The organism is Actinomadura xylanilytica (genome assembly GCF_030283145.1).
Classification (GTDB): domain Bacteria; phylum Actinomycetota; class Actinomycetes; order Streptosporangiales; family Streptosporangiaceae; genus Spirillospora; species Spirillospora xylanilytica.
On the sequence record NZ_JASNWE010000001.1, the window covers coordinates 1,549,263 to 1,573,255 of the forward strand.

General features: G+C 72.8%; 22 protein-coding genes and 1 pseudogene. 12 read left to right on the forward strand and 11 right to left on the reverse strand.

Annotation, left to right across the window (positions count from 1 at the left end; translation table 11 throughout):
• The first annotated feature begins 70 nt into the window (after positions 1-70).
• From QP090_RS07215 to QP090_RS07230, 5 genes and pseudogenes are all read left to right on the forward strand, one after another.
• On the forward strand, positions 71-499 hold the full coding sequence (locus QP090_RS07215; RefSeq protein ID WP_285937723.1) for an ATP-binding protein: 429 nt from the start codon (positions 71-73) through the stop codon (positions 497-499).
• A gap of 55 nt (positions 500-554) precedes the next feature.
• Positions 555-1,724, forward strand: a complete 1,170-nt coding sequence (locus QP090_RS07220) for a sensor histidine kinase (protein WP_285937724.1) — start codon at positions 555-557, stop codon at positions 1,722-1,724.
• Between the two features lie 117 nt (positions 1,725-1,841).
• Positions 1,842-2,234 (forward strand): annotated as a pseudogene (locus tag QP090_RS07225) (RNA polymerase sigma factor); the annotation flags it as partial.
• Between the two features lie 106 nt (positions 2,235-2,340).
• Positions 2,341-2,427 carry a hypothetical protein gene (locus QP090_RS37615; RefSeq protein WP_432763029.1) on the forward strand — a complete coding sequence of 29 codons (87 nt, stop codon included), beginning with the start codon at positions 2,341-2,343 and terminating at the stop codon, positions 2,425-2,427.
• Complete coding sequence (locus QP090_RS07230) at positions 2,420-3,601, forward strand: CU044_5270 family protein (RefSeq protein ID WP_285937725.1); 1,182 nt, start codon at positions 2,420-2,422, stop codon at positions 3,599-3,601. Before QP090_RS37615 ends, QP090_RS07230 begins: the two co-directional genes overlap by 8 nt.
• A gap of 60 nt (positions 3,602-3,661) precedes the next feature.
• Here the strand turns inward: QP090_RS07230 and QP090_RS07235 are convergent, their stop codons facing one another.
• The 9 genes from QP090_RS07235 to QP090_RS07275 all read right to left on the reverse strand — a co-directional run bounded on the left by QP090_RS07235 (position 3,662) and on the right by QP090_RS07275 (position 15,212).
• On the reverse strand, positions 3,662-4,900 hold the full coding sequence (locus QP090_RS07235) for an enolase C-terminal domain-like protein (RefSeq protein WP_285937726.1): 1,239 nt from the start codon (positions 4,898-4,900) through the stop codon (positions 3,662-3,664).
• A 13-nt stretch (positions 4,901-4,913) separates the two neighbouring features.
• Complete coding sequence (locus QP090_RS07240; RefSeq protein ID WP_285937727.1) at positions 4,914-8,117, reverse strand: glycoside hydrolase family 38 N-terminal domain-containing protein; 3,204 nt, start codon at positions 8,115-8,117, stop codon at positions 4,914-4,916.
• A 31-nt stretch (positions 8,118-8,148) separates the two neighbouring features.
• Positions 8,149-8,982 (reverse strand): carbohydrate ABC transporter permease, encoded by an 834-nt coding sequence (locus QP090_RS07245; protein WP_285937728.1) that lies wholly within the window; start codon positions 8,980-8,982, stop codon positions 8,149-8,151.
• Complete coding sequence (locus QP090_RS07250; protein ID WP_285937729.1) at positions 8,982-9,932, reverse strand: carbohydrate ABC transporter permease; 951 nt, start codon at positions 9,930-9,932, stop codon at positions 8,982-8,984. Before QP090_RS07250 ends, QP090_RS07245 begins: the two co-directional genes overlap by 1 nt.
• 7 nt (positions 9,933-9,939) lie before the next feature.
• Positions 9,940-11,217, reverse strand: coding sequence for an ABC transporter substrate-binding protein (locus QP090_RS07255; protein ID WP_285937730.1), 1,278 nt, complete (start codon positions 11,215-11,217; stop codon positions 9,940-9,942).
• Between the two features lie 181 nt (positions 11,218-11,398).
• Positions 11,399-12,097, reverse strand: coding sequence for a FadR/GntR family transcriptional regulator (locus tag QP090_RS07260; protein WP_285937731.1), 699 nt, complete (start codon positions 12,095-12,097; stop codon positions 11,399-11,401).
• A gap of 39 nt (positions 12,098-12,136) precedes the next feature.
• Complete coding sequence (locus QP090_RS07265; RefSeq protein ID WP_285937732.1) at positions 12,137-13,066, reverse strand: alpha/beta hydrolase; 930 nt, start codon at positions 13,064-13,066, stop codon at positions 12,137-12,139.
• Positions 13,067-13,075: 9 nt separating this feature from the next.
• Positions 13,076-14,317 carry a DUF5005 domain-containing protein gene (locus tag QP090_RS07270; RefSeq protein WP_285937733.1) on the reverse strand — a complete coding sequence of 414 codons (1,242 nt, stop codon included), beginning with the start codon at positions 14,315-14,317 and terminating at the stop codon, positions 13,076-13,078.
• 97 nt (positions 14,318-14,414) lie between these two features.
• Positions 14,415-15,212, reverse strand: a complete 798-nt coding sequence (locus QP090_RS07275) for an SDR family NAD(P)-dependent oxidoreductase (RefSeq protein ID WP_285937734.1) — start codon at positions 15,210-15,212, stop codon at positions 14,415-14,417.
• Positions 15,213-15,341: 129 nt separating this feature from the next.
• Here QP090_RS07275 and QP090_RS07280 point away from each other — a divergent pair, with 129 nt between their 5' ends.
• The 3 genes from QP090_RS07280 (at position 15,342) to QP090_RS07290 (ending at position 17,758) form a co-directional block, all read left to right on the forward strand.
• Positions 15,342-16,370, forward strand: coding sequence for a sugar kinase (locus QP090_RS07280; protein WP_285937735.1), 1,029 nt, complete (start codon positions 15,342-15,344; stop codon positions 16,368-16,370).
• 144 nt (positions 16,371-16,514) lie between these two features.
• Positions 16,515-16,943: an ATP-binding protein gene (locus tag QP090_RS07285; RefSeq protein ID WP_285937736.1), complete on the forward strand. Its 429-nt coding sequence runs from the start codon at positions 16,515-16,517 to the stop codon at positions 16,941-16,943.
• Positions 16,940-17,758 (forward strand): RNA polymerase sigma factor SigF, encoded by an 819-nt coding sequence (locus QP090_RS07290; protein WP_285937737.1) that lies wholly within the window; start codon positions 16,940-16,942, stop codon positions 17,756-17,758. The genes QP090_RS07285 and QP090_RS07290 overlap by 4 nt, the downstream gene beginning before the upstream one ends.
• A gap of 63 nt (positions 17,759-17,821) precedes the next feature.
• Here QP090_RS07290 and QP090_RS07295 read toward each other — a convergent pair whose 3' ends face one another.
• Positions 17,822-18,319, reverse strand: a complete 498-nt coding sequence (locus QP090_RS07295) for a hypothetical protein (RefSeq protein ID WP_285937739.1) — start codon at positions 18,317-18,319, stop codon at positions 17,822-17,824.
• Between the two features lie 58 nt (positions 18,320-18,377).
• Here QP090_RS07295 and QP090_RS07300 point away from each other — a divergent pair, with 58 nt between their 5' ends.
• Positions 18,378-19,319 (forward strand): diacylglycerol/lipid kinase family protein, encoded by a 942-nt coding sequence (locus QP090_RS07300; protein WP_285937740.1) that lies wholly within the window; start codon positions 18,378-18,380, stop codon positions 19,317-19,319.
• Between the two features lie 297 nt (positions 19,320-19,616).
• Entirely contained in the window at positions 19,617-19,883 is a 267-nt protein-coding gene (locus QP090_RS07305) for a WhiB family transcriptional regulator (RefSeq protein WP_285937741.1), read from the forward strand.
• Between the two features lie 235 nt (positions 19,884-20,118).
• Here the strand turns inward: QP090_RS07305 and QP090_RS07310 are convergent, their stop codons facing one another.
• Complete coding sequence (locus QP090_RS07310; protein WP_285937742.1) at positions 20,119-21,843, reverse strand: sensor histidine kinase; 1,725 nt, start codon at positions 21,841-21,843, stop codon at positions 20,119-20,121.
• A 75-nt stretch (positions 21,844-21,918) separates the two neighbouring features.
• Here QP090_RS07310 and QP090_RS07315 point away from each other — a divergent pair, with 75 nt between their 5' ends.
• Both QP090_RS07315 and QP090_RS07320 read left to right on the forward strand, forming a co-directional pair.
• A complete protein-coding gene (locus tag QP090_RS07315; protein ID WP_285937743.1) occupies positions 21,919-23,091 on the forward strand; it encodes an 8-amino-7-oxononanoate synthase in 1,173 nt (390 codons plus the stop codon).
• A gap of 37 nt (positions 23,092-23,128) precedes the next feature.
• Complete coding sequence (locus QP090_RS07320; protein WP_285937744.1) at positions 23,129-23,920, forward strand: GntR family transcriptional regulator; 792 nt, start codon at positions 23,129-23,131, stop codon at positions 23,918-23,920.
• Positions 23,921-23,993 lie beyond the last annotated feature (73 nt).

Genomic DNA, 23,993 nt, shown 5'->3' on the forward strand with positions numbered 1-23,993 from the left:
TCGGCGAATTCCCCTGGATCAGGATAAATCTGGCGGGTGTTCGCGCCTGCGCGGTTCGGTGGGACGGGCGGTGAGCGGCGTCCAGGTGGCGCAGGGGGCGGTGCTGCGCAGCTTTCTGGCGTCGCCCGCCTCGGTGATCGAGGCGCGGCGGATCGTGGAGGCGACCGCCTTGAAGTGGGGCTGCACGCCGGACACCGCGCACAGCGCCGCGCTCCTGATCTCGGAGATGGTGACCAACGCCCTCACGGCGGCGCCGTACGAGCGGCTCGACCTCCGCGTCTTCCGCGTCGCCGGCGGGCTGGCGCTGGAACTGTGGGACCCCTCGCCGGACCTGCCCGTCCCGCGTGTCCCCGACTTCGAGGCGCCGGGCGTCTTCGATCCGGACGCGGACGATCCCGGCGGGTGGGGTCTAGGCATCATCGGGAGCCTCGCGGAGACGTCGGGATGCCGGCCGGAGCGCGGCGGCAAGGTCGTCTACGCCGTCCTCCGCACGCCGTAGCGCCTCCGGGCGCGGAGCCCGCTGACCGTCCGCCGGCGAAAGTAGGCTGATCGGCATGATTCCGGCCCCGCAGCCCATCGACCGGTCCCAGTTGCGGCGGCTCCACCTCGGGTACTCCGCGCTCTGGCTGGTCTTCGGCCTGGTCCCGCCGGGCATCGCCCTGCTGGCGGACCGTCCGGCCGCGACGAGGTACTGGTCGTTGGCGCTGCTGGCCGTGCTCGGAACCTGTTACGCGGTCCTCCGGTTCTTCCCCCGCAACCCCGTCCTGCGCCCGCAGGTCTTCCTCGCGGTGCTCGCGCTCGGGCTGGGCGCCCAGTCGTACCTGCTGAACGGGGGCGCCGCGATGTTCATCATCTCCCTGCCCCAGTTCTGGATCTTCGCGGGCGGGCCGCGGCGGGCGATCGCCCTGAGCGGCGCCGCCGCGGCGGTCACCTTCGCCGGCGGAATCGCCAGCGACGAGTTCTCCGCCGGAAACGCCGTCTTCACCTGCATCGGGTACGTCGCGGGCGTCCTGGTCGGCCTTCTGATGCACTGGTACATCCGGCAGAGCGACGAGCGCGCCCGCCGCCTGGGCACGGAGCTGGAGAAGACTCAGCGGCAGCTCGCCGAGGCCAACCGCCGCGAGGGCGCCGCGCAGGAGCGCGAACGGTTCGCGCGGGAGATCCACGACACCCTCGCGCAGGGCTTCGCGTCCATCATCGTGCTGGCCGAGGCGGCTCGCGCGGGCATCGGCGCGGGCTCCGGCAAGAGCGCCCAGCAACTGCTCTCGATCGAACGCACGGCCCGCGAGAACCTCGCGGAGGCACGGGTCCTGGTCGGCTCGGCCCCACAGGTCGTGCAGGGCTCGGTCGCCCAGGCCCTGCGCCGCACCCTGGACCGGTTCGCCGAGGACACCGGGCTCACCGTCGGCGCCGAGCTCCCCGACGTCGAGTGCGACCAGCAGACCCGGATCGCGCTCCTGCGCTGCGCCCAGGAGTCGCTGGCCAACGTGCGCAAGCACGCCGCCGCCTCGACCGTCGGCGTCGTCCTCGCCCGGGAGCCGCACGGCATCGAACTGGAGATCACCGACGACGGCCGCGGCTTCGTCGTCGGCGCGTCCCGCGGCTTCGGCCTCGACGGCATGCGCAAGCGCCTGGCCGAACTCGGCGGCGAGCTCACCGTCACCAGCTCCGCCGGCGACGGCACCCGCGTCCTCGCCGTGATCCCCACGAACGACCAGGTGTGACGCGCGGCCTCGCGGAAACTCCGGCGCGGGGCGCAACCCTGGGGCGGGCTTCGGGAGAGAGGTGGATGTCAGCACCTTGGATCTGAAGGAAGCACCCATGAAGGGACACACCCATCCATGGCAACGGCCAGAGTGGTGAGCCTTCCCAGGGAGGACCTGGACGACGCGTCGATCGTCGCGGCCTCCCTGGAGGACCCCGAGGCGTTCGGGGAGCTGTTCCGCCGGCATTCGCCGCGCCTGCACGCCTACCTCAAGCGGCGGCTCGGGCCTCCCCTGGCCGATGACCTCGTGTCGGAGGCGTTCGCGATCGCGTTCCGGCGGCGGGACACCTTCGACGGGCGCTCGGAGTTCGGCGCGTGGTTGTGGGGCATCGCCAGCAACCTGATCGCCAGGCACCACCGGCAGGAGTCCCGGATGTACCGGGCGTTCGCCCGGACCGGAGTGGACCCCGCCGAGGACGGCCTCGCCGACGCCGCCAGTGAGCGCGCGTCAGCGGCGGCGCTCGGACCCGCGCTCGCCAAGGCGCTCGCCGGGCTGAGCGCCAAGGACCGGAACGCGCTGCTGCTCTTCGCCTGGGGCCGAGTTCTCCTACGCCGAGATCGCGACGGCGCTGAACCTGCCGCTCGGCACCGTCAAGGCCAAGATCCACCGCACCCGGGCCAAGCTCCGCAAGGCCCTTCCCGAGGAGAAGAACGATGGATGAACTCGACGCCCTGCGGGGGATGCGGACCACGCTGGCCGAGCAGGAGAACCCCGACCGGCTCGCCCTGCGCACCAACTGGCGGCGGCCCGCGCCCGCGCGGCGGTCCCGGCGCGGCCTCAAGATCTCGATGGTGAGCGTGGCGGCGACGGCCGCCGTGGTCGGCGGGTCGGTGGCCGCCATCTCCATGACCTCGGACGGGAAGCCGTCCACCGGTGAGACGCCGGTGCTGGGCAACGCGCTGCTGGTGGCCGCCACGAACGCGCAGAAGGCGCCGGATGGCGCGTACTGGCACACCAGCTACATCGCCGGGCACATCGACGGGGTCGGCACCAAGGCGAACCATTACAAGGTCGACTCGCAGGTGCGGTACCAGGCCTGGACCGACAAGCAGGGCAATCGGGCCAGCAACATGTCGGATGGCGGCCGCCCGCTGACCGCCGAGGACGAGCGGAAGTGGGAGGCCGCCGGCTCTCCCAAGGAAGTGACGGTCCCGGTCGACGGGGGGGACGGCGTCGTGTTCATGAACCCGATGCCCCCGCGGAAGTCGCTCACCGGCTTCCGGCCGGACACCGATTGGCGGTACTTCGGCCTGACTCCGCAGCAGGTGGCGGCACTGCCGACCGATGCCAAGGCGCTGGAGAACTACCTGCTGGACCTCAAGGGCGATTGGAAGGCGTTCGCCCCGAAGCGCGAGAACGCGCCGATGCGGAACCTGAAGGGCACACAGCTCAACCGGGCCCTGAGCGACGTGGCCAGCTCCCTGCTGGCCGAGGCGCCCTCCCCGCCGAAGGTGCGGGCGGCGGCGTTCCGGATGCTCGCCGGCCTGCCCGGCCTCAAGACTGAGGGCACGGGGACCGATCCGCTGGGACGCACCGGAACGGTGGTGTCCCTCCCGGTGGGCTCGACCACGCCCCTCGGCATCTACACCGCACCCAAGCAGCTCGGCACGTACCGGCGGCAGTGGATCATCGACCCTGCCAGCGGTCTGCTGCTGGCCACCCGGGACCTGGTGATGACGCCGCCGCACGGCTCCAAGAAGCTCCCGCCCGGGGACGACGGCAAGCCGCGCAGCCTTGAGGTCAAGGACATGCCCGACCGGTTCCACAAGCCCGGCGAGATGGTCGCGTATGAGGCCTACGAAGTCACGGAGTGGACCGACAAGAAGCCGAGCTGACCCGTCCGGCACCTGGGCCGGCCCCGCAGGTGCGGGGCCGGCCTCCGGCGTCAGGCGGCGTCAGCCGATGGGCGCCAGCGGTGACTCCGCGTCGGCCCAGCGCTCGTTCGGGACGATCGGGTACCAGCCGGGGCGGCCCGGGTCACGGTCGTAGGGGTAGCCGCCCAGCTCCTTGAACAGCTCGGCGTACTCGGCGAGCTTCCCGCGGTCGAGGGTGACGCCCAGGCCGGGGCCGGACGGGACGGCGATGCGGCCGTCCTCGTACGGCAGGGGCCCGCCCTCGATCACGTCGTCCGCCAGGTGGTGGTAGTGCGCGTCGGCGGAGTAGGTGAGGTTGGGCAGGACCGCGCCGAGGTGCAGCATGGTCGCGAGCTGGATGCCCAGCTCGCCGGACGAGTGCACGGCCACGCCGAGCTGGAACGTCTCGCAGACCCCGGCCGCCTTCACGCACGCCCGGATCCCGCCCCAGAACGTGGTGTCGAGCAGGACCACGTCGGCGGCGCGGCGCAGCACGTTGGCGGCGAGCTGCTCGAAGTTGACCACGACGGTGTTGGTGGCGAGCGGGACGTTGACGCGCTCCCGGATCGCGCGCAGCCCCTCCAGCCCGAGGACGGGGTCCTCCAGGTAGTCGTTGTCGAGGTCCTCGATCGCCTTCCCGAAGCGCAGCCCCTCGTCCAGGCTGAGCACCGCGTTCGGGTCGTAGCGGAGCCGGTCGCCGGGGAACGCGGCGGCGAGCGCCCGGTAGCACTCCAGCTCGTGCTCGGGCGGGAACACCCCGCCCTTGAGCTTGTGCACGGTGAACCCGTGCCGCCGCTTGAGCGCGCGGGCGTGCTCGACGAGCTGCTCGGGCGTGCGCACCTCCGGCACCGTCCCGCCGGGGCCGGGCGGGCGGAAGAACAAGTAGGACGCGAACGGGACGCTGTCGCGGATCCGCCCGCCGAGCAGGTCGTGCACGGGCACGCCGAGGTGCTTGCCGATCAGGTCCAGGCAGGCGAACTCGATCGCGGCGAGGACCTGGGTGCGGTTGTTGTAGAGGCTGGCGGTCGGGTTGGCGATCTTGAAGCGGAGCGCCTCCAGCTCGAACGGGTCGTGCCCCTCCAGGTAGGGGGCCAGCGCCTGGAACGCCGCCTCGGAGCCCTCCCCGCCGCCGCCCATCTCGCCGAGGCCGACCAGCCCGTTGTCGGCCTCGACCTCCACGATCGTCCGGACGAACCGGCCCCAGTGCGCGCCGTTGCTGTGCAGCAGCGGCGCCTCCAGGGGCACGGCGACCGTGGTGGCCCGGATACCGGTGATCTTCATGGTGTGTTCGTCCTCAGCGCTGGATGGTGACGGCGGCGATCCCGCGGGCGGGCAGCCGCACCGTGATGGTCCCGTCCCGGACCGGCAGGTCGCGCGCGTCCCGCTCCAGGCCCGCGGTGACGGTGGCGGTCACCGCGCCGGGCACCCGGAGCCCGGTCTCCACCGGGCCGGCGGCGAGCGACTGGAGCCGGACGACCAGGCCGTCCTTGCCGTGCCGGGGACGTCCGACCGAGGTGATCAGCACGTCCGGGTCGTCGACCGTGAGGAACCTCCCCGCCATCTCGACGGGCTCGCCCGGGGCCAGCGGCTCGGCCGTGCGCACGCCGCCCCCGGCCCCGCCGCTCCCGGCCGCCCCGTCCCCGGCCGCTCCGCCGGTCGCCAGGGTCGCCACGAACGGATCGGTGAGCCCGGCCGCCGTCGCCGCGCCGAGGCGATGCCCCGGCCGCCCGCCGGGACCCGACGCGATCGCGTAGCGGAACGTCGTCTCGCCCTGCTGCTGGGACGGGAAGTTGGTGTCCCAGATGTTGTTGAGCGCCCACGAGTAGACGGTGCCGTCCTCGTTCTCCAGCGTGGGCGGGAACGGCGCGTACGGCATGTGGATGGAGCCGAACTGGACGAGCGGGGCCTCCAGCGTCGCCCACGCCACGGTCAGCTCCGGGTCCTCGAACGCGACCCAGTGCCGGATCGGGCGCATGTGCTCGGCCGAGCCCGGCACGCTCGGCACGCCGGTACCGCCGACGCCGCCGGTCAGCTCCCACGCGGCGGGCGGCCCGTCCACCGCGAACGGGAAGGCGAAGAACACCGCCTCCTTGCCCGCGGTCGGCTGCTTGCCGAGCTGGTAGCGCAGGTCCAGGCGGGGCACGCCGGCGTACAGGTCGAGGGTCACCCGCAGCCAGTCGACGCCCTTGCCGCGCAACTCCACCACCAACCGCTCCCCCGCCGGGGTGCGCTCGCAGCGCGCGACGGTGGCGTGCGTGCCGATGGCGCGGTCGCCGAGCAGGGTGGTGTCGTGGACGAGCATGTGCCCGGACAGGTGGTTGTGGTGCGGCGCCGTCGCGTACCGGTCGTAGACGTACTGCCCGAACCCGGCGACGGCGTCGCCGTTCACCAGCTCGCGCCCGGCGGTCTTGTCGAACACCGAGGCGAGGTGGCCCTCCTTCAGGTCGAACACGACGCGGTAGAACTCGTTCTCGATCGTCCCGTCCGAGCCGAGGTCGGTGGGCGCGGGCGCGGGGGTGTCCTCGTCCGCGGGGAGGACGTCGAGCCGGGTGTAGCCGTGGCCGGCCAGGGCGGGCAGGACCGCGTCCAGGTGCCGGCCGATCGGGCGGGTCGGCCACACGTCCGGGTCGACCTCCTCCTCCCGGTGCGGGACGGGGTCGCCCGTGCGCGCGTCGATCAGCTGGATCGGCACATCGGAGGCGACCACGTCGCGCGGCAGAAAGGCCCGCACGACGTCGGTGCGGGCGGCCGTGCCCGGGTTGACCACGACGAACGAGGCCAGCGCGTCCGGATCGGAGCAGGGCTCGAACGTCGCGCCGAGCCGCTGGGCGCCCGACTGGAGCAGGTCGAGGGCGTCGTCGTGGGCCTGGTAGCCGACCTGCGACTTGCGGGTCCACTGGAGGCCGCCGGAGTCGCCGCCCTCCTCCGCGTCCTCCCAGGGGTTGGCGGCGCCCCAGGTGTGCTCGTCGAACAGCGCGGCCCGGTCGTAGGCCGCGTCGAGCGCGGCCTCGGCGCCGCCGCCCTCGCCGCCGCGGCCGTCGGCCAGGGCGTGCAGGGTCTCGGCGGACCGCAGGATGTTCTGCGCGCGGCGGACGTGGCCGAGCGGCCGGGCGCCGGAGCCGAGCCCGTCGGCCCACCAGTCGGTCCAGTCGCCCTCGTGGGTCTGGAGCCGGTCGGCGTGGTGCTCCTCGACGTGCTCGAAGAACTCGGCGTTGGTGGCCGTCCGCAGCCGCGGGTAGGCCCAGGTCCGGTTCCAGCGCAGCGCGATGTCGGCGGGCACGATCGACGGTCCGGCATTGTCGGCGTGCGCGCCCTGCACCCGCAGGTGGACGGCGTCCAGCACGTCGGGGTCCTTGGCGGCGCCGACCTGCCCGGGGGCCGCGTACCAGCCGAACGTGCCCGGCCCGTACGGGTAGGGGCGGTCGGCGAGCGACCCGAGGTAGCGGGGCAGCAGGTCCTCGGCGAGGTCGTAGCCGTCGACGAGGCCGACGGTGTTGCCCTCCATGTAGGCCATGCCGTGCGGGGTGTCGGTGAACCACACGATCAGCTCGCCGCCGCCGGGCGAGCGCCAGCGGAACGGGCGGCCGAGCTTGTCGCCGCCGGTGATGTAGGGCACCGACCGTCCGGCCCAGTTGTGCGCGGCGGCCAGGTACCGCACCCCGGCGGCGTTGAGCGCGTCGACCACGCCGACGACCGCGCCCGGGATGTCGGTGTGCATCGCCGAGCGGACCTCGATGCCGTGCCGGCGCCGCAGGTCGTCGACGAAGCGGAGCTGCCGGTACAGCTCCTCGGTCGAGCACGCCTCGGTGTGCAGCTGCATCGGGAACGCGGTGACCTCGATGTCGCCCGCGCGGGCCCGCTCGGCGAACTCGCCGACCAGCTCGCGGGGACGGGTCGCCAGCCATTGCAGCACGGGCATCGACGACTCCACCGACCAGCGGAACCGCGCGTCGTCCGGCCGCCCGTCGGTCTCCCGGGCCAGCCGCAGCGCGGCATCAAGGTAGTCGAGGTGGTGCCGCAGGACGGTGCCCTGCGTGTCGGTGTAGCCGATGTCGAGGTGCGAGTGGTGGACGACGAAGACGCTCCACTTGCGCTGCGGGGTGACCTCCAGCGGCGCGGCGCCGACGAGGCCGTCGCCGTCGCGCACCTCCAGGGTGAACCGGCGCGGGCCGTCCACCTCGGGGACCAGCAGCGTGACGGTGCGTCCGGCGCCCGCCGCGGCGTCCGGGCCAGCCGGGACCGTGCCGGAGGCGACGGGCTCGCCGTCGCCGTCCCGCAGGGCCAGGTCCAGGCCGGCCGCCCCGTCGCCCGTCACGGTGATCCGGACGGCCTGGGCCAGGTCCCCGGCCGCGTCCCGCTTGAACAGCGGCAGGACGGCGGCGCGGACCGCGAGCCCGCGCACCGCGAGCACCTCGGTGGAGGTGTCGCGGCGCAGGGCGTCGCGGATCCCGTCATAGTCGGGCGAGCCGAGGCTCGCCTGCAACAGACGACTCGTCATCTGAGGCCGTCTCCCCCTTCTCGAATGATCGTCAGAACTGCGCGAGCGTGAGCCCGCGGGTGAACAGCCGCTGGGTCGCCAGGAACAGCACCACCGTCGGCAGCGAGACCACCAGCCCGGCGGCCAGCGCGATCGGCACGGGCGTCCCGGCGTACACGTCGGTGGTGAGCGCGGACAGCTCCGCCCACACCGGCCGGACGGTCTCGGTCTGCGACAGCGTCAGCCCGAACAGCAGGTCGTTCCAGACGTAGGTGAACTCCAGGATGAACACCGCGGCGAGGGCCGAGGCCGACAGCGGCACGTAGATCCGCCAGAAGATGCGGAAGGTGGACGCGCCGTCCATCCGGGCCGCCTCGTAGATCGAGACGGCCATGTTGCCGAAGAAGTTGCGCATCACCAGCGCGGCCAGCGGCACGTTGATCGCCGTGTAGACCAGGATCAGGCCGAGCCGGTTGTCGTACAGCGACACCTTGCTGTAGCCGATGAACAGCGGGACCAGCAGCATCTGGAACGGCACCACGGTGCCCGCGAAGATCACCACGAACCAGGCGAAGCCGTGCCTGAGCCGCAGCACCACGATCGCGTACCCGGCCAGCGCGCCCACCAGCACCGCCAGCAGCGGCGCGACCACCGCGTACAGCGCCGTGCTGAACAGCGTCTGCCCGACGGCGGTCCGCTCCCACGCCTCGGAGATGTTGTCGAACAGCCCCATCGAGGTCGGCGGCCGTACCGCGTCGGTCGCGTCGTACTCGGTCGCCGGGCGGACCGCGTTCGCGACGATCAGGTAGGTGGGGAACAGCCACGCCAGCCCCAGCACGACCAGCACGCCGCGGCGCACCGTCCCGTTCAGCCTCCGCGCGCGCATCAGCCCTCCTCCCGGCCGGCCTGGCGGCGCAGGTAGACGTAGGACGCCAGGCCCGTGATGGTGGTCAGCAGCACCGCGACCGCCGAGCCGTAGCCGTAGTCGTCGGCCACGAACACGTCGCGGTACATCGTCACCGCGAGGGTCTCGGAGGTGCGGCCTGGCCCGCCCTGGGTCATCACCCAGACGATGTCGAAGGTCTTCAGGCTCGCCACCAGGGCCAGCCCGAACACCACCGTGGTGAGGGGGCGCATCAACGGCCAGATGACGTGCCGGAACATCCGCCAGCCGGACGCCCCGTCGATCCGGGCGGCCTCGATCGGCGCCCGCGGGATCGACTGGAGTCCGACCACGAACAGCAGCATGTTCACGCCGAGCTGCTGCCACGCCCACACCACGATCATCGCGATCGTGTTGCGCGGGCCGTCCTGGAGGAACTCGGTGTCCCCGCCGGGCATCCCGAAGAAGGTCAGCACCTGGTTGGCCATGCCGTCCGGCTGGAGGATGAAGCCCCAGATCAGGCCGAGCCCCGCGCCGGACATCGCGTACGGCAGCAAGAACGGCAGCCGGAACCAGCCGCCGCCCTTGAGGTCGTAGGACAGGACCGCGACGAGCAGGCCGAGGCCGACCGGCAGGACGGTCGTGCCCACCACCCACAGCAGCGTGTTGCGGATCGAGGTCAGCAGCGCCTCGTCGTGGAACATCCGGACGTAGTTGTCGAGCCCGGTGAACTCCGCCGAGCCGAGCCCGTCGTAGGTGGTCAGGCTCAGGTACGCCGTCCAGACGAACGGCAGGTAGAGCAGGACCGCGACGAACACCACGGCCGGCGAGATGTACAGGTAGCGGAGGCGTCCGAACAGCGCGAAGCGGCCCGGCCGGCCGGGGCCTCCGGGGCTCGCCGCGGCCCCGGCGGCGGCCACCGCGCGGTCCGGGAGGACCGTGGGGGTCGTCATGCGCCGCTCAGCTTCCGGCCTTGTGCGACTTCCAGTACTCCGCGTTCACCTTCTGGATGTCCTGGAGCACCTTCATGTAGGTGTCGGGCTTGCCGAGGAACCCGTCGAACCCGCTCAGCGCCTCGGTGAGCACCGGCGGCGGCGCGGCCTCGAAGTAGCGCGGGACGAGCCGGTTCCTCTCCTCCTTCGCCGCCTCCTTGGTGACGCGGTCGAGCTCGGGGTCGGCGACCTTCACCCGCGGGTTGCCGGACACGTCGCCGCGCGCGTTGGCCCACTTCTCCTGCGCGGCGGGTGTGACCCACCAGTTGAGGAACTTGGTGCTGGCGGCGGTGTCGGGGGCCTTGCGCAGCGAGCAGAGCGGCCCGCTCTCGAAGACCAGCGAGGTCTTCGGCAGCGCCGGGTTAGCGTTCGGGACGAAGAAGAACCCGTAGTCCTCGCCCTGCTTGAGCCCGCGCTGGGTCATGGAGGTGTTGAACCAGGTGCCGTTCAGGACCATGGCGGCCTTGCCGGACTTGAAGTGGTCGGCCGGGTCGGCCTTGTCGCCGGGGGTGTTGAAGTACCCGGCCTGGATCATCGACTTCCAGCGCTCCATCGCCGCGACGACGCCCGGGTCGGTGTAGGACGCCTGCCCGGTGGAGAGCCGGTCGTACAGGTCAGGGTCGGTGCCGGCCAGGATCTGCTCGAACCAGGCGAAGGAGAACAGCGAGGTCGGCGAGGTGTGGTGGAAGGGCACCTGGCCCTTGGCCTTCAGCGTGTCGGCGATCTTGATCAGGCCGTCCCAGCTGGTGGGCGGCTTGAGGCCGTACTTCGCGAAGATCTTCTTGTTGTAGAACATGCCCCAGTAGGCGGTGTTCAGCGGGACGCAGTACTGCTTGCCGCCGACGGTGTAGTACTTCTGGAGGCTCGGCGACAGGTCGCCGTTCTTGACGCCCTCCGCCCAGATCGCCGAGGTGTCCGACACCTGCTTCTGGTCGACGATCTCCTTGAGCCGTCCCCCGGTGGACCAGGTGAACAGGTCCGGCTTGACCTTGGTGCGGAACGAGGTCTTGATGAAGGCCGTGTACGTCGGCTCGTCGGTGTAGCCCACCGGCGTGACGCCGAGCCCGGTCTGCTGCTTGGACAGGACGCCCATCTGCTGGAAGAAGGGCTTCCAGGCGCCCTTGTCGTTGTACAGCCTGAGCTCGGACTTCTTCCCGCCCGAGTCGCCGCCGGACCCGCAGCCTGTGGCGATGAGCAGCGCGCCCATGGTGAGTGCGGTCACCCGCATTGGCTTCGACGACAACATGTGGGCCTCCTTGTCGGGGGGGTGGGTGCCCAGAGAGATCGGTGTTGGAGGGGTCGTTGAAGGGGGCCCGCGGCGGGGGGTCGCCGCGCGCCTGACCTGAGCGGCCGGTGCGTCGGTGTGTCGAGTGCGTCGGTGCGTCGAGTGCGTCGGTTGAGTTGAGGGGCTGGAGGCGGGAGGCGGGTCAGGCCCGGTCGAGACGTTCCTCGATCACGTGCTTGACCACGGCGAGGTGGTCCCGCATGAGCCCCTCGGCCGCGTCGCCGTCGCCGCGCTCGATCGCACCGAGGATCGCCCGGTGCTCCTCGAAGTCGCGGCGGCGGTCATCGAAGATCCGCTGTATCTCGCGCTGTTCGGAGCCGTGCACCGACAGCAGCGAGTCGATGACCTCGTCCAGGACCGAGTTGCCCGCCGCGGCGGCGGCCTCCCGGTGGAAGGCCATGCTGGCCTCGTGCAGCCCGTCGTCGTCGACGGTGAGGTGCCGGGCCGCGTCGTCCAGGACCGCGCGGAGCCGGTCGAGGACGGCGGGCTCGGACCGGCGGGCGGCCCGCGCGGCCAGCGGCGGCTCGATCAGCAGCCGGGCGTCCAGCAGGTCCAGCAGCCGGTCGGTGTCGAGCTCCCGGACGTTCGGGTTGGGGATCACCACCCGTTCCAGGTCGGTGCCCACATAGATGCCCGAGCCGTGCCGGAGCTGGACGGCGCCGGTGGCCTCCAGCCGGCGCAGCGCCTCGCGCAGGGTCGGCGTGGTCACCGCGAACCGCTGCGAGAGCTCCCGCGCCGACGGCAGCCGGTCACCGGGGCGCAGGCCGCCCGACCTGATCAGCTCCAGCATCCGCTCGGTCAGAGCGTCCGAAAGGCTGGGCCGGGCCACATCCTGGGACATCGCCACCTCACTCCAGAAGAAGTAAAATCATCTAATCACTTAGTCTACGACGCTGTCCAGGGCCCGGCGCAGCACCGCGCGCTGCTCCGCGAGCGCGCGCCGCGCCACCTCCGCCGAGGTCACGCCGTCGAAGCCGTGATAGACGCCCGGCACGTGCCGCAGCTCGGTCGGCACCCCGGCCGCGATGAGGCGCAGCGCGTAGGCGAGGTCCTCGTCGCGCAGCGGATCGGCTTCGGCGGCGAGCACGTACGCGGGCGGCAGGCCGGACAGGTCGGCCGCGCGGGCCGGCGCCGCATAGGGCGGCGCCTCCGCGAGACCGCCCAGGTAGTGCCGCCACATGTGCGTCACGTCCGTCCGGTTGAACAGGGGCGGCTCGGTGTACGCCCGCATCGACGGCGTGTCCATGCGGTCGTCGAGCACCGGGTAGAGGAGGAGCTGGAACGCCAGCGGCGGCCCGTCCTCGTCCCGCGCCCGCAGCGCGACCCCGGCCGCGAGCGCGCCGCCGGCGCTGCCGCCGCCGACCGCGATCCGCGCCGGGTCACCGCCGAACTCCGCCGCGTGCCGATGCGTCCAGCACGTCACGGCATAGCAGTCGTCGAAACCCGCCGGGAAGGGATGCTCGGGCGCGAGCCGGTACTCGGCCGACACCACCGCGATCCCCTCCTCGGCGGCGACGTCCAGGCAGCGCCGGTGCTCGTTCTCCAGGTCGCCGGTGACGAACCCGCCACCGTGGAAGTACACGAGCACCGGCGCCGGACGCCGGGCCCGCCGCGGCCGGTAGACGCGCACCGGGACGGGCGGCGCTCCGGGCGGGCCCGGGACCTCCCGGCCCGTGACCTCCACGCGGCCGTCCGCCGCCGGCTCCACCAGCACGGCCACCAGCTCGCGCATGGCGGCGCGGGCGGCACGCGGATCGGCCAGGCCGACGTAGGGCAGGCCCGCGATCGCGGCGCGCAGTTCCGGATCCACGGCGGCGCGTCAGCCGGTCACGGGCACGTCGACGAACCGCGCGCGGTAGATGCTGACATCGGTGTAGTTGTCGTTCTCCTCGCCCTCGGTCTTGTCGAGCGAGTTGACGTTGTACGACACCACCAGGGTGTTCGCGCCGCTCAGCGAGGCGTGCGCGTGAGCGTTGTAGGTGTAGACGTCCGCGTTCCCGTACGTGCCGGACGCGCCGGTCTCGGGCGTGTTGTAGACGGTCCGCTCGCCGGTGAACGGGCCCGCCGCCGAGCACGACAGGTACGCGTCGATCTCGGTGCTGACGTACTCCTTGGTGTCCTGGGTGATCAGGATGTAGTGCGAGCCGCGCCTGGTGACGCTGAACTCGTTGGACACCCCGCTCATCAGCCGCGCCGAGTCGGCCTCCGTCGCCGACCACCCGGCGGCGGTCCGGTAGCTCCAGGCGCCGCGCAGGTCGGTGCCCTTCACCCGGGCGACGTGCAGGTACTTGGTGTTGACCTTCGTCTCGGGGTCGGTGAAGTCCTCGGTCCCGTAGACATAGGTGTGGCCGCCGTCCTTGAGCAGCGCCGACCCCCACTGGACGCCCGTGACCGACGGGGCGTCCCGCACCTCGGTCGGGGCCGCCATGGAGCCGGGCGCGAAGCGCGCGAGGACGTTGCGCTTCCACCGCAGGTCCCACGGGTCGTTGTTGCCGGGGTCCGGGTCGTAGTACTCGCGGTAGAACTGCTGCACCTCGCCGCCGCTCTCGGTCAGGTCGCCCGCCCAGTACCAGTGGGCCGCCTGCGAGGGCGGCATCGGCTCGACCGGGTCGGACGCCGGTCCCCGGTGGACGGTGCTGAGCGACCCGTCCGTCCCCTCGACCACGAAGGAGTTGTTGAGGAACGGCGTCGTCCCGCCCTCGTCGGTGACGACCGGCCGCGACCCGTCGGCGTCGACCTTGCCGAGGAAGGTGTCGGAGTAGGCGAACACGGTACGGCCGTCGGACAGCTTGAGGGAGTAGGTGGTGTCGGCGCCCGTCCAGTCGTCCAGCCGGGTGTTGTCGTTGCCGTAGGCGGTGAACTTGGCGTTCTCGGCGCCGTCCGGCTTTGCGGCGCCGAACACGGGCGCCGGCTCGCCCGCGCAGACGGGCCCGGCGGCGCGGGGCGCGTCGGCCCGCGCGGCGGCCGGGAGGACGGCGACCCCGGCGGCCAGCGCCGCCACCGCGACCGCGGCGCCGAGCCGCCTGGACGGGCGGGGGTGGGAGGGGGCGGATTCCTGCATGCGAACCTCCGGTCAGGGGGAACGGGTGTGGGAACAGGCGTGGAACAGGCGTTGGGACGGGTGTACGGGAGTTGCCGACGGCTCGGCGGTCGGGGCGCTAGACCTCGGGGAGGGCGGCCGGGTTGCGGGCGAGCAGGCCGCCGTCCACGCGGTGCTCGGCCCCGGTGACGAACGACGAGCGCGGTCCGGCGAGGAAGGCCACCACCTCGGCAACCTCGGCAGCGGTCGCCACCCGTCCGAGCGGATGGGCCCGGCCCCACTCGGCGACCTGCGCGTCCTGGGAGGTCTCGCCGCGGAACAGGTCGGCGGCCCAGCGCAGCATGGGGGTGTCGACCGACCCCGGGCACACCGCGTTGGCGCGGATCCCGTCGGCGGCGTGGTCGAGCGCCATCGACCGGGTCAGCGCGTTGATCGCGGCCTTGCTGGCGCTGTAGGCGGCGACCCGCGCCTGCGACACGAACGCCTGCACCGACGACATGGTGACGATCGTGCCGCCGCCGCGCCGGCGCAGCTCGGGCACCGCGGCCCGGCAGGTGAGGAAGACGCCCTTGAGATTGACGTCCAGGACCTCGTCCCACACCTCCTCGGAGGTGTCCTCGACGGTCCCGTACCGCTGGACGCCCGCGCAGGTCGCCACCACGTCCAGGCCCCCGTACCGGGAGACGGCCTCCGCGACCAGACCGCGCGCCTGCGCGGCGTCGGTCACGTCGGCGACCACCCCGGTGACCTCGTGGCCGGCGCTCCGCGACGCGTCCTGCGCCGCGCGGACGGCGTCGTCCTCGATCCCGCAGAACACCACCGCGGCGCCGTCCCCGGCCAGCCGCTCGACCACGGCCCGGCCGATGCCGAGCGACCCCCCGGTGACCAGGGCGACCCTGCCCTCGAACTCGCTCATCGCTCTCCTCCCCCGCGGACCCCGGGCTCGCCCCCGCAGTCTTAGTCATCAGATCACTTGCTGTCTAGATGTATCGTCTCCTGCATTCGATCCCCGTTCCCCAGGAACCCCGGCGAGAGGAGAGCGCCCATGGCCGCCCTGGAAACGCTCGGCAGGCCCGGACCGGCCCGGGTCGCGCTCATCGGCGAATGCATGATCGAACTGAGCCACGTCGCGTCCGACCGGCTGGCGGTCGGCTACGCGGGCGACGTCCTCAACACCGCCGCCTACCTGGCCCGGAGCGCCGCACCGGGCCGGGTCGACGCGCAGTTCGTGACGATCACCGGCGACGACCCCTACAGCGACCGGATGCGGGCGTCCTGGGCCGCGCACGGGGTCGGCGCGGCGCTCACCCGGGTCCGGACGGGCGGGCAGGCCGGGCTCTACCTGATCCGCACCGACGACCACGGCGAGCGGACCTTCCACTACTACCGGTCGCAGTCGGCGGCGCGCGGCCTGTTCGGCCCAGAGCACGGGGCCGGGATCGACGCCGCCGTCGCCGCGTCCGACCTGGTGCACCTGTCCGGGATCACCCTGTCGATCCTCGGCGACGCGGCCCGTGAGCGGCTCCTGGACGTGCTGGACGAGACCCGCCGCCGGGGCGGCCTGGTCTCCTTCGACGGCAACTACCGCCCGGCCGGCTGGCCCTCGCCCGCGGCGGCGGCGCGGGCCATGTCCGCCGTGCTCGCCCGCACCGACATCGCCCTGCCGACCCTGGCCGACGACCGCGCCGTGTTCGGCGACGCGACCGCCGCCGACACGGCCCGCCGGCTGCGCGCCGCCGGCGTCGCCGAGATCGTGATCAAGCTCGGCGCGCGCGGCTGCGTGATCGCAAGCCCGGACGGCGCGGACGATCCGGGTCCTGACGGCCCCGGCGCGGGCGGGCTGGTGGAGGTTCCGGCCGTCCCCGGGGTCCGGGTCGTCGACACCACGGCGGCGGGCGACGCGTTCAACGGCGGGTACCTCGCGGCCCGGCTCGGCGGCGCCCGCCCGCGCGGGGCGGCGGAGGCCGCGGCCTGCCTCGCCGCCCGTGTCATCGGGCACCGCGGGGCGCTGCTGCCCCCCGGAGACCGGCTCTCCGCCACTCCCGCGGTGGTACCCGCCACACGGGAAGGGTGACGATTTTCTCCGCCGTACGACGTTTGATGGGCTTTCGGTCAGCTCGCCACGGACATTGGTGAGAAGCCACGCGCGGCGAAGTCTCGCGAGGGCCTCCGCAGGCGGTAGTTTCAAAGGTGCGGGACCATCCTGCGAGGGAGTGACGTGACCGAGGAAACCGCTGCAATGCCGTCCAGTACCAAGTTGTCCGTTCGTGACGTGGTGACCGTGAGGTTGCCCGCCGCGAGCGCCTATCTGTCCGTCCTGCGGACCGCCACGGCGGGGCTGGCGGCCAGACTGGACTTCACGCTGGACGAGATCGAGGACCTCCGCATAGCGGTGGACGAGGCGTGCGCCATGCTGCTCGCCCAGGCGGTCCCCGGGACCGATCTGACCTGCGAGTTCGAGCTGACCGGAGAGGCCATGCGCATCTCGGTGTCGGTGCTGACCGTGGACGGCATGGAGCCCAGCCGCGACACCTTCGCCTGGACCGTCCTGTCGTCCCTGGCCGGCGAGGTCGACGCCCAAGTGGGCGCCGACGACAGGGTCACCGTGACGCTCCAGAAGCGACGCGGCGCGGCGGGGGCCCCGTGACGGAGAAAACGACGATCGCGGGCTCGGGCGCGAGCAACGAGCGGTCCGACAGCGCGGTCCCCGACCGCGCCCGGGCCCGCGCGCTGTTCGTGCGCCTCGCCGAGCTGCCCGAGGGCGACGCCGAGCGCCAGCGCATCCGCGACCAGCTGGTCGAGCTGCACCTGCCGCTGGTGGAGTACCTCGCCCGCCGGTTCCGCAACCGCGGCGAGTGGCTCGACGACCTGATCCAGGTCGCCACCATCGGGCTGATCAAGTCGATCGACCGGTTCGACCTCGGCCGCGGCGTGGAGTTCTCGACCTACGCCACGCCCACCATCGTCGGCGAGATCAAGCGGCACTTCCGCGACAAGGGCTGGGCGGTCCGGGTACCGCGCCGGCTCCAGGAGCTGAAGCTGTCGCTGACCAAGGCGATCAGCGACCTGGCCCAGCGCGAGGGCCGCGCGCCCACCGTCAGCGAGCTCGCCGCGCACCTCCAGATGACCGAGGAGGAGGTGCTCGAGGGCCTGGAGTCCGCGAACGCCTACTCCACGGTGTCGCTGGACGCCCCCGACTCCGGTGACGAGGACGCGCCCGCGGTGGCCGACTCGCTCGGCATGATCGACGAGTCGCTGGAGGGCGTGGAGTACCGCGAGTCCCTCAAGCCGCTGCTGGAGAAGCTGCCCGCGCGGGAGAAGAAGATCCTCCTGCTCCGGTTCTTCGGCAACATGACCCAGTCGCAGATCGCCGCCGAGCTCGGCATCTCCCAGATGCACGTGTCCCGGCTGCTGGCCCGCACGCTCGCGCAGCTCCGCGAGGGCCTCACCGCCGACGAGTGATCCCGGCGCCCCTCCGCGGGGCGTCCGGTCATCCGATCCCGGCCCGGTGCCCTCGCCGGAGCCTTAGCCGCGCTCTTGGCCGAGCCCTTGGCCCGAGCCCGAGCCCTTGGCCGAGCCGGCTCCGTCGTCGTCCGGGCCGCCGTCCGCGGGAGCGCCGTCCTCGTCGTCCGGGCCGTCGTCCTCGCCTCCGTGCACCAGCCACGCGGTGCTGGGCGGGCTGAGCACCAGCACCAGGGTCAGCGCGGCGACCACACCGAGCGGGATCGCGGTGAACGCCTGATCGCTCTGCCACAGCGACCAGGCCACCGGCAGCGCGAAGAGCTGGGTCAGCACCGTGGGCGCGCGGCTGCCCTGCTGCCCGCGCAGCAGGCCGCGGGCGCAGGCCAGCATCCCGATCCCGCCGGCCAGGGCCAGCACGGTCACCCCGATGGCGCTCACGGGATCGACGGCCGAGCCGATGGCCGTCTCCACGCCGACGTAGCCGCCGAATCCGACGGCGGCCACTCCCTCCGCGGCCTCGAGGGCGGCGGCGGCGAGCACGGTGCTGGAACGCTTGGACACAACCCGAAACCCTACTCGCCCGCGCGGGGAACGCGGCCACCATGGATACGCTGGCGCCGTGCGCGCCATGCTCATCGCCAATCCCAAGGCGACCTCGACCTCTCGGCGGGCCCGTGACCTCCTGGTCCGGGCCTTCACCGGCGACCTCGACCTCCTGGTCGCCGAGACCGGCCACCGCGGCCACGCGACCGAGCTGGCCCGGCGGGCCGCCGACGAGGGCTACGACGTCGTGGTGGCCCTCGGCGGCGACGGCACCGTGAACGAGGCGGTCAACGGCCTGCTCGCCCAGGGCCCCTCCCCCGAGCTGCCGGCGCTGGCGGTGCTGCCGAGCGGCAGCGCCAACGTGTTCGCCCGCGCGCTCGGCCTGCCCAACGACCCGGTCGGCGCGACCCGGGTGGTGCTGAGCGCGCTGCGCGCCGGCCGGCACCGCACCGTGGGGCTCGGCACCGCCGAGCACGCCGGCGCGCCGCCGCGCTATTTCACCTTCTGCGCCGGAGTCGGATTGGACGCCGAGGTCGTGCGCGAGGTGGAACGGCACCGGCATCGAGGATCCAGGGCCGACCCGTCACTCTATGTGCGGACGGCGGTCCGGCATTTCTTCTCGGGCACCGATCGGCGCCGTCCCGCATTGACGCTGGAGGCGCCCGGACGCCCGACCAGAACGGGCCTGTTCCTCGCCTTCGTGTCCAATGCCACACCCTGGACCTACCTTGGCCCGCTGCCGTTGAATCCGAGCCCGCTGGCCGGATTCAACGACGGCCTGGACGTGTTCGGGATGCGTTCCCTCGGGCTCGCCCCGACCCTGGGCGCGCTCACCCAGATGCTGGTCGCGCGGACCCGTCCGGTCCAGGGTGAGCATGTCCTCAACGCGCACGACGCGGCCGAGTTCACTTTGCGCGCCGACCGCCCAGTGGCTTTTCAACTGGACGGCGACTACCTTGGTGAAGAGGATTCGATCACCTTCCGGGCGGTGCCCAAGGCCGTGCGCATTGTCATCTGAGGACGTGCGCACCACCTGTTATCAACAAAGCAACAGGCCCGACCCACTGATGTGACACATGCGACACCCATACTTTGAGAATCCCTTCTCGAGGGTCTTGCGCCTGGCCACACCCCCCTGACACGCTCAAAGTGCGCCAGCCGACAGGGGCCCCAACGCCGCCGGCCCTCTGATCGCAGCGCCGCCGAACCCCACATCACCCCCGTGACCGAGCCCGATCAGGCTCGGGGTGTTCGCGACATGTGAAACCGTTCACAAGTGGAGTTTCTCCGCCACGCTGACAGAGGAGTGGACCGCATGGACTGGCGCCACCGCGCAGCCTGCCGTGACGTGGACCCCGAGTTGTTCTTTCCGATCGGAAACACCGGGCCCGCGATCCTACAGATCGAAGAGGCCAAGCAAGTATGCAGGCGCTGTGACGTGAACGACGCGTGCCTACGCTGGGCGCTGGAGTCCGGCCAGGACTCGGGCGTCTGGGGCGCGATGGGCGAGGACGAGCGCCGCGCCCTCAAGCGCCGCACCGCCCGTGCCCGCGCCCGCGCCAACGCGGCTGCCGGAGCCTGACCCGGCTCCGGCACACCACCGCCGCCGCACCCGGCGGCCCGTTCCGCGGACGTGGTACCGCCTCCGAACCCAACGGCCGGAGAGCAGCAGCGCACCACCCGCGCGACCTGACATCAAGCGCCCGTGGCCTTCGCCACGGGCGCTTGTCATGCCCGCCCGACCGGACACCGCGCCGGCACGACCGCACCGGGCGACCACCCGGCCCGCCCGGCCCGATGGCGACGGCGACGGCGGATCAGCGGGCGGGCGGGCCCGGACGGTGGTGCTGGTCGAGCGGGACGTCCACCACGACCTCGGTGCCGCCGCCCGACCGGGCGCGGAAGTCCAGCCGTCCGCCCAGCTCGCCCACGATCAGCGTCCGGACGATCTGGAGGCCGAGGCTGTTGCTGCTCTCCACGTCGAAGTCGGCGGGCAGCCCCACCCCGTCGTCCACCACGACCGCGACCAGCCGCTTGCCCGCCTCCTCGGGCCGGGACGCCGGGCCCGCGGGACCCGCCGGATCGGCCAGGCCCGACCCGCCCGGCCCCTCCGGCGGACGGTTCGGCCCCTCCGCGGCGCCGCCCGGCCACTCCCCCCACACGTCCACGACCGCCGGATCGTGCGCCGCGCGGCCATCGCCGTAGCGCCACGCCACCACCTCCAGCGTCCCGAACCGGTTCGACAGGCCGTGCTCCAGCGCGTTCTGGAGGAGTTCGGTGAGCGCCATCGCCAGCGGCGTCGCGATCTCGGCGGGCAGCACCCCGAAGCTCCCGGTCCGCTTCGGCGTGACCCGCGTCTCCGGGGTGGACACCTCGCCCGCCATCGTGATCACCCGGTCCGCGATGTCGTCGAAGTCGATCAGCTCGTCCGGGGTGAGCGACAGCGTCTCGTGCACGATCGCGATGGACCCGACCCGGCGCACCGCCTCGTCCAGCGCCGCCCGCCCCTCCGGGATCCGCAGCCGCCGGGCCTGGAGCCTCAGCAGCGCCGCCACCGTCTGGAGGTTGTTCTTCACCCGGTGGTGGATCTCCCGGATGGTGGCGTCCTTGGTCATCAGCTCCCGGTCCCGCCACCGCAGCTCGGTGACGTCGCGGCACAGCACGATGGCGCCGATCCGGTCATCGCCCACCACCAGCGGGATCGTGCGGAGCTGCATGATCGACCCGTGCGCCTCGACCTCCACCTCGCGCGGCGCCCGGCCGCTGAGGATCACGCTCAGCGCCTCCTCCAGCGGTTCGCCGGTGTCGCACAGCTCGGTGGTGACCAGGCCGAGCGACTCCCCGACCAGGTCGGTCGGGTAGCCGAGCCGCCGGAACGCCGACTGCGCGTTCGGGCTGGCGTAGGTCACCCGTCCCGGCCGGTCGAGCCGGATCAGCCCGTCGCCCACCCGCGGCGAGCGGACGAGGTTGGGCTCCTCCCCCGGCGCCGGGAAGCGTCCCTCGGAGATCATCTGCGCGAGGTCGCTGGCGCTCTGGAGGTAGGTCAGCTCCAGCCGGCTCGGCGTCCGGGCGGAGCTGAGGTTGGTGCTGCGCTGGATCACGCCGAGCACCTTGTCGCCGCGCCGCACCGGGATGGACTCCTCCCGCACCGGGATGCCGCTGCCCCACTCCGGGTCGCCCTCCCGGACGATGCGCTGCTCCCGCCACGCGACGTCGATCAGCCCGCGCCGCCCGGTGCGCACCACCTTCCCGACCAGGTCGCCCGAGTAGGCCGTCGGCCCGGTGGTCGGGCGCATCTGCGCGATCGCCACCCACCCCGGCACGGTCGCGCTCGTGTCCACCCCGACGTCCCCCGCACCGCCCGCGCCGCCCGCGCCGCCGGGGGACGGGTCGTCGCCGGGCCGCAGCGGCACCCACAACAGCAGGTCGGCGAAGGAGAGGTCGGCCAGGAGCTGCCAGTCCGAGACCAGGGCGTGCAACCACTCCAGGTCGGTGTCGGTGAGGTCGGTGTGGTCGCGGACCAGATCGGTCAAGGTAGGCACGCGACCATCATCGCCCATCCGATTTCGTGCCCTCCCTCCGTCCCCCGCGCGTCCCCGGGCTGGCAGGATGCCCGCATGACCGCAGGACAGGACGCACTGGCCAGGTTCCGGGACGCGGCCGCGCGCCGCGCCGACGCGGGACTGCGGCGCACGCTGCGCCCCCGCGGCAGCGACCACGACGGGCTGGTCGATCTGGCGTCCAACGACTATCTGGGGCTCGCCCGCGACCCGCGGCTGATCGACGGCGCCGTGGCGGCGGCCCGGGAGTGGGGCACCGGCTCGACCGGGTCCCGTCTGGTCACCGGCACCACCGAGCTGCACGCCGAGCTCGACCGACGGCTGGCCGCGTTCACCGGCAGCGCCGCCGGGCTGGTCTTCTCGTCCGGCTTCCTGGCCAACCTCGGCGCCGTCGCCACCCTGGCGGGGCCCGGCACGCTGGTGGTGTCCGACCAGGTCAACCACGCTTCGATCGTGGACGCCTGCCGGCTGTCGCGGGCCCGGGTGGTGATCGTCCCGCACCGGGACGCCGCCGCCGCCGAGCGGGCACTGGCCGGCCGTGACGAAGAACACGCCCTGGTCGTCACCGACGCCGTCTTCTCCGTGGACGGCGACCTGGCGCCCCTCGCCGGGCTGCACCGCGCCGCCCGCGCGCACCGCGCCCTGCTGGTCGTCGACGAGGCGCACGCGCTCGGCGTCGTCGGCGACGGCGGCCGGGGCGCCGCGCACGCCGCGGGCCTCGCCGGCGAGCCGGACGTCGTCCTCACCCTCACCCTGTCCAAGTCGCTGGGCGCCCAGGGCGGCGCGGTCCTCGGCGCCCCCGAAGTGATCGGCGCGCTGGTCGACACCGGCCGCGCGTTCATCTTCGACACCGGCCTCAACCCGCCCGCGGCGGGCGCGGCCCTCGCCGCGCTCGGCATCCTGGAGACCGATCCCGCGCTGCCCGCCCGCGCCCGCGAGCGGGCCCGGCGGATGGCCGCGCTGGCGGCCGGATCCGGACTGGAGACCGCCGTCCCCGCCGCGGCCGTCGTCCCGGTGTACCTCGGCGAACCGGCCGCGGCGGTCCGCGCCGCCGGGATCTGTGCTGACCATGGCGTCCGCGTCGGCTGCTTCCGGCCGCCGTCGGTCCCCAAGGGACGGGCCTGCCTGCGCCTCACCGCGCGCGCCTCGGTCAGCGAGGCGGACCTCACAATGCTGGAGACCGCTCTGGCGGACGTGGCCTGCTCTACCGCCCGTAGTCTTCAGACGTAACATCGGGGTCAACCGATGATGAACGTGAGGAGATGCCGTGACGGAGGTCAGGGGCGGGCCCCGGCACGGGGGCTACGAGCGCGCGCCGCTCAGCGACATCGGCAGACACCACTCGGCCCAGGCACCCCGCATCCCCAAGTACTACAAGCTCAAAGAGCTGCTCGTCGAGCTGATCCAGTCGCTGCCGCCGGGCAGCCCGCTGCCGCCTGAGCGCGCCCTCGCCGAGAAGTACGAGACCTCGCGCACCACCGTCCGGCAGGCCCTGTCCGAGCTGGTCGTCGAGGGGCGGCTCCAGCGGATCCAGGGCAAGGGCACCTTCGTCGCCAAGCCGAAGGTCTCCCAGGAGCTCAACCTCGTCAGCTACACCGAGGACATGCGGCACCACGGGCTGCGCCCCGAGACCCGCATCCTGGAGGCCGGCTACGTCAGCGCCGACGAGCGCCTGGCCGGCCTGCTCAGCATCCGTCCCGGCGGGCGGGTGCTGCGCATCCACCGGCTCCGCCTCGCCGACGGCGAGCCCATGTCGGTCGACACCTCGCACCTCCCGGCCCGCCGCTTCCCCGGCCTGCGCCGCGAGCTGCCCCGGCACCGCTCGCTCTACGAGACCCTCGCCACCGCCTACGACGTCCACCTGGCCGAGGCCGAGGAGACGATCGAGACCGTGCTGGCCACCCCGCACGACGCCCAGCTCCTCGGCGTCGACGTCGGCCTGCCGATGCTGCTGCTGTCCAGGCACGCCTTCGACTCCACCGGCCAGCCGGTCGAATGGGCCCAGTCCCTCTACCGCGGCGACCGCTACACCTTCATCACCCGCCTCCGCCGCAACTGACCGACCGACTACTCTCGGCGACCGATCACACTGTTCTCGGTACTCTTAGAACACACGTTCTCTACGATGACCG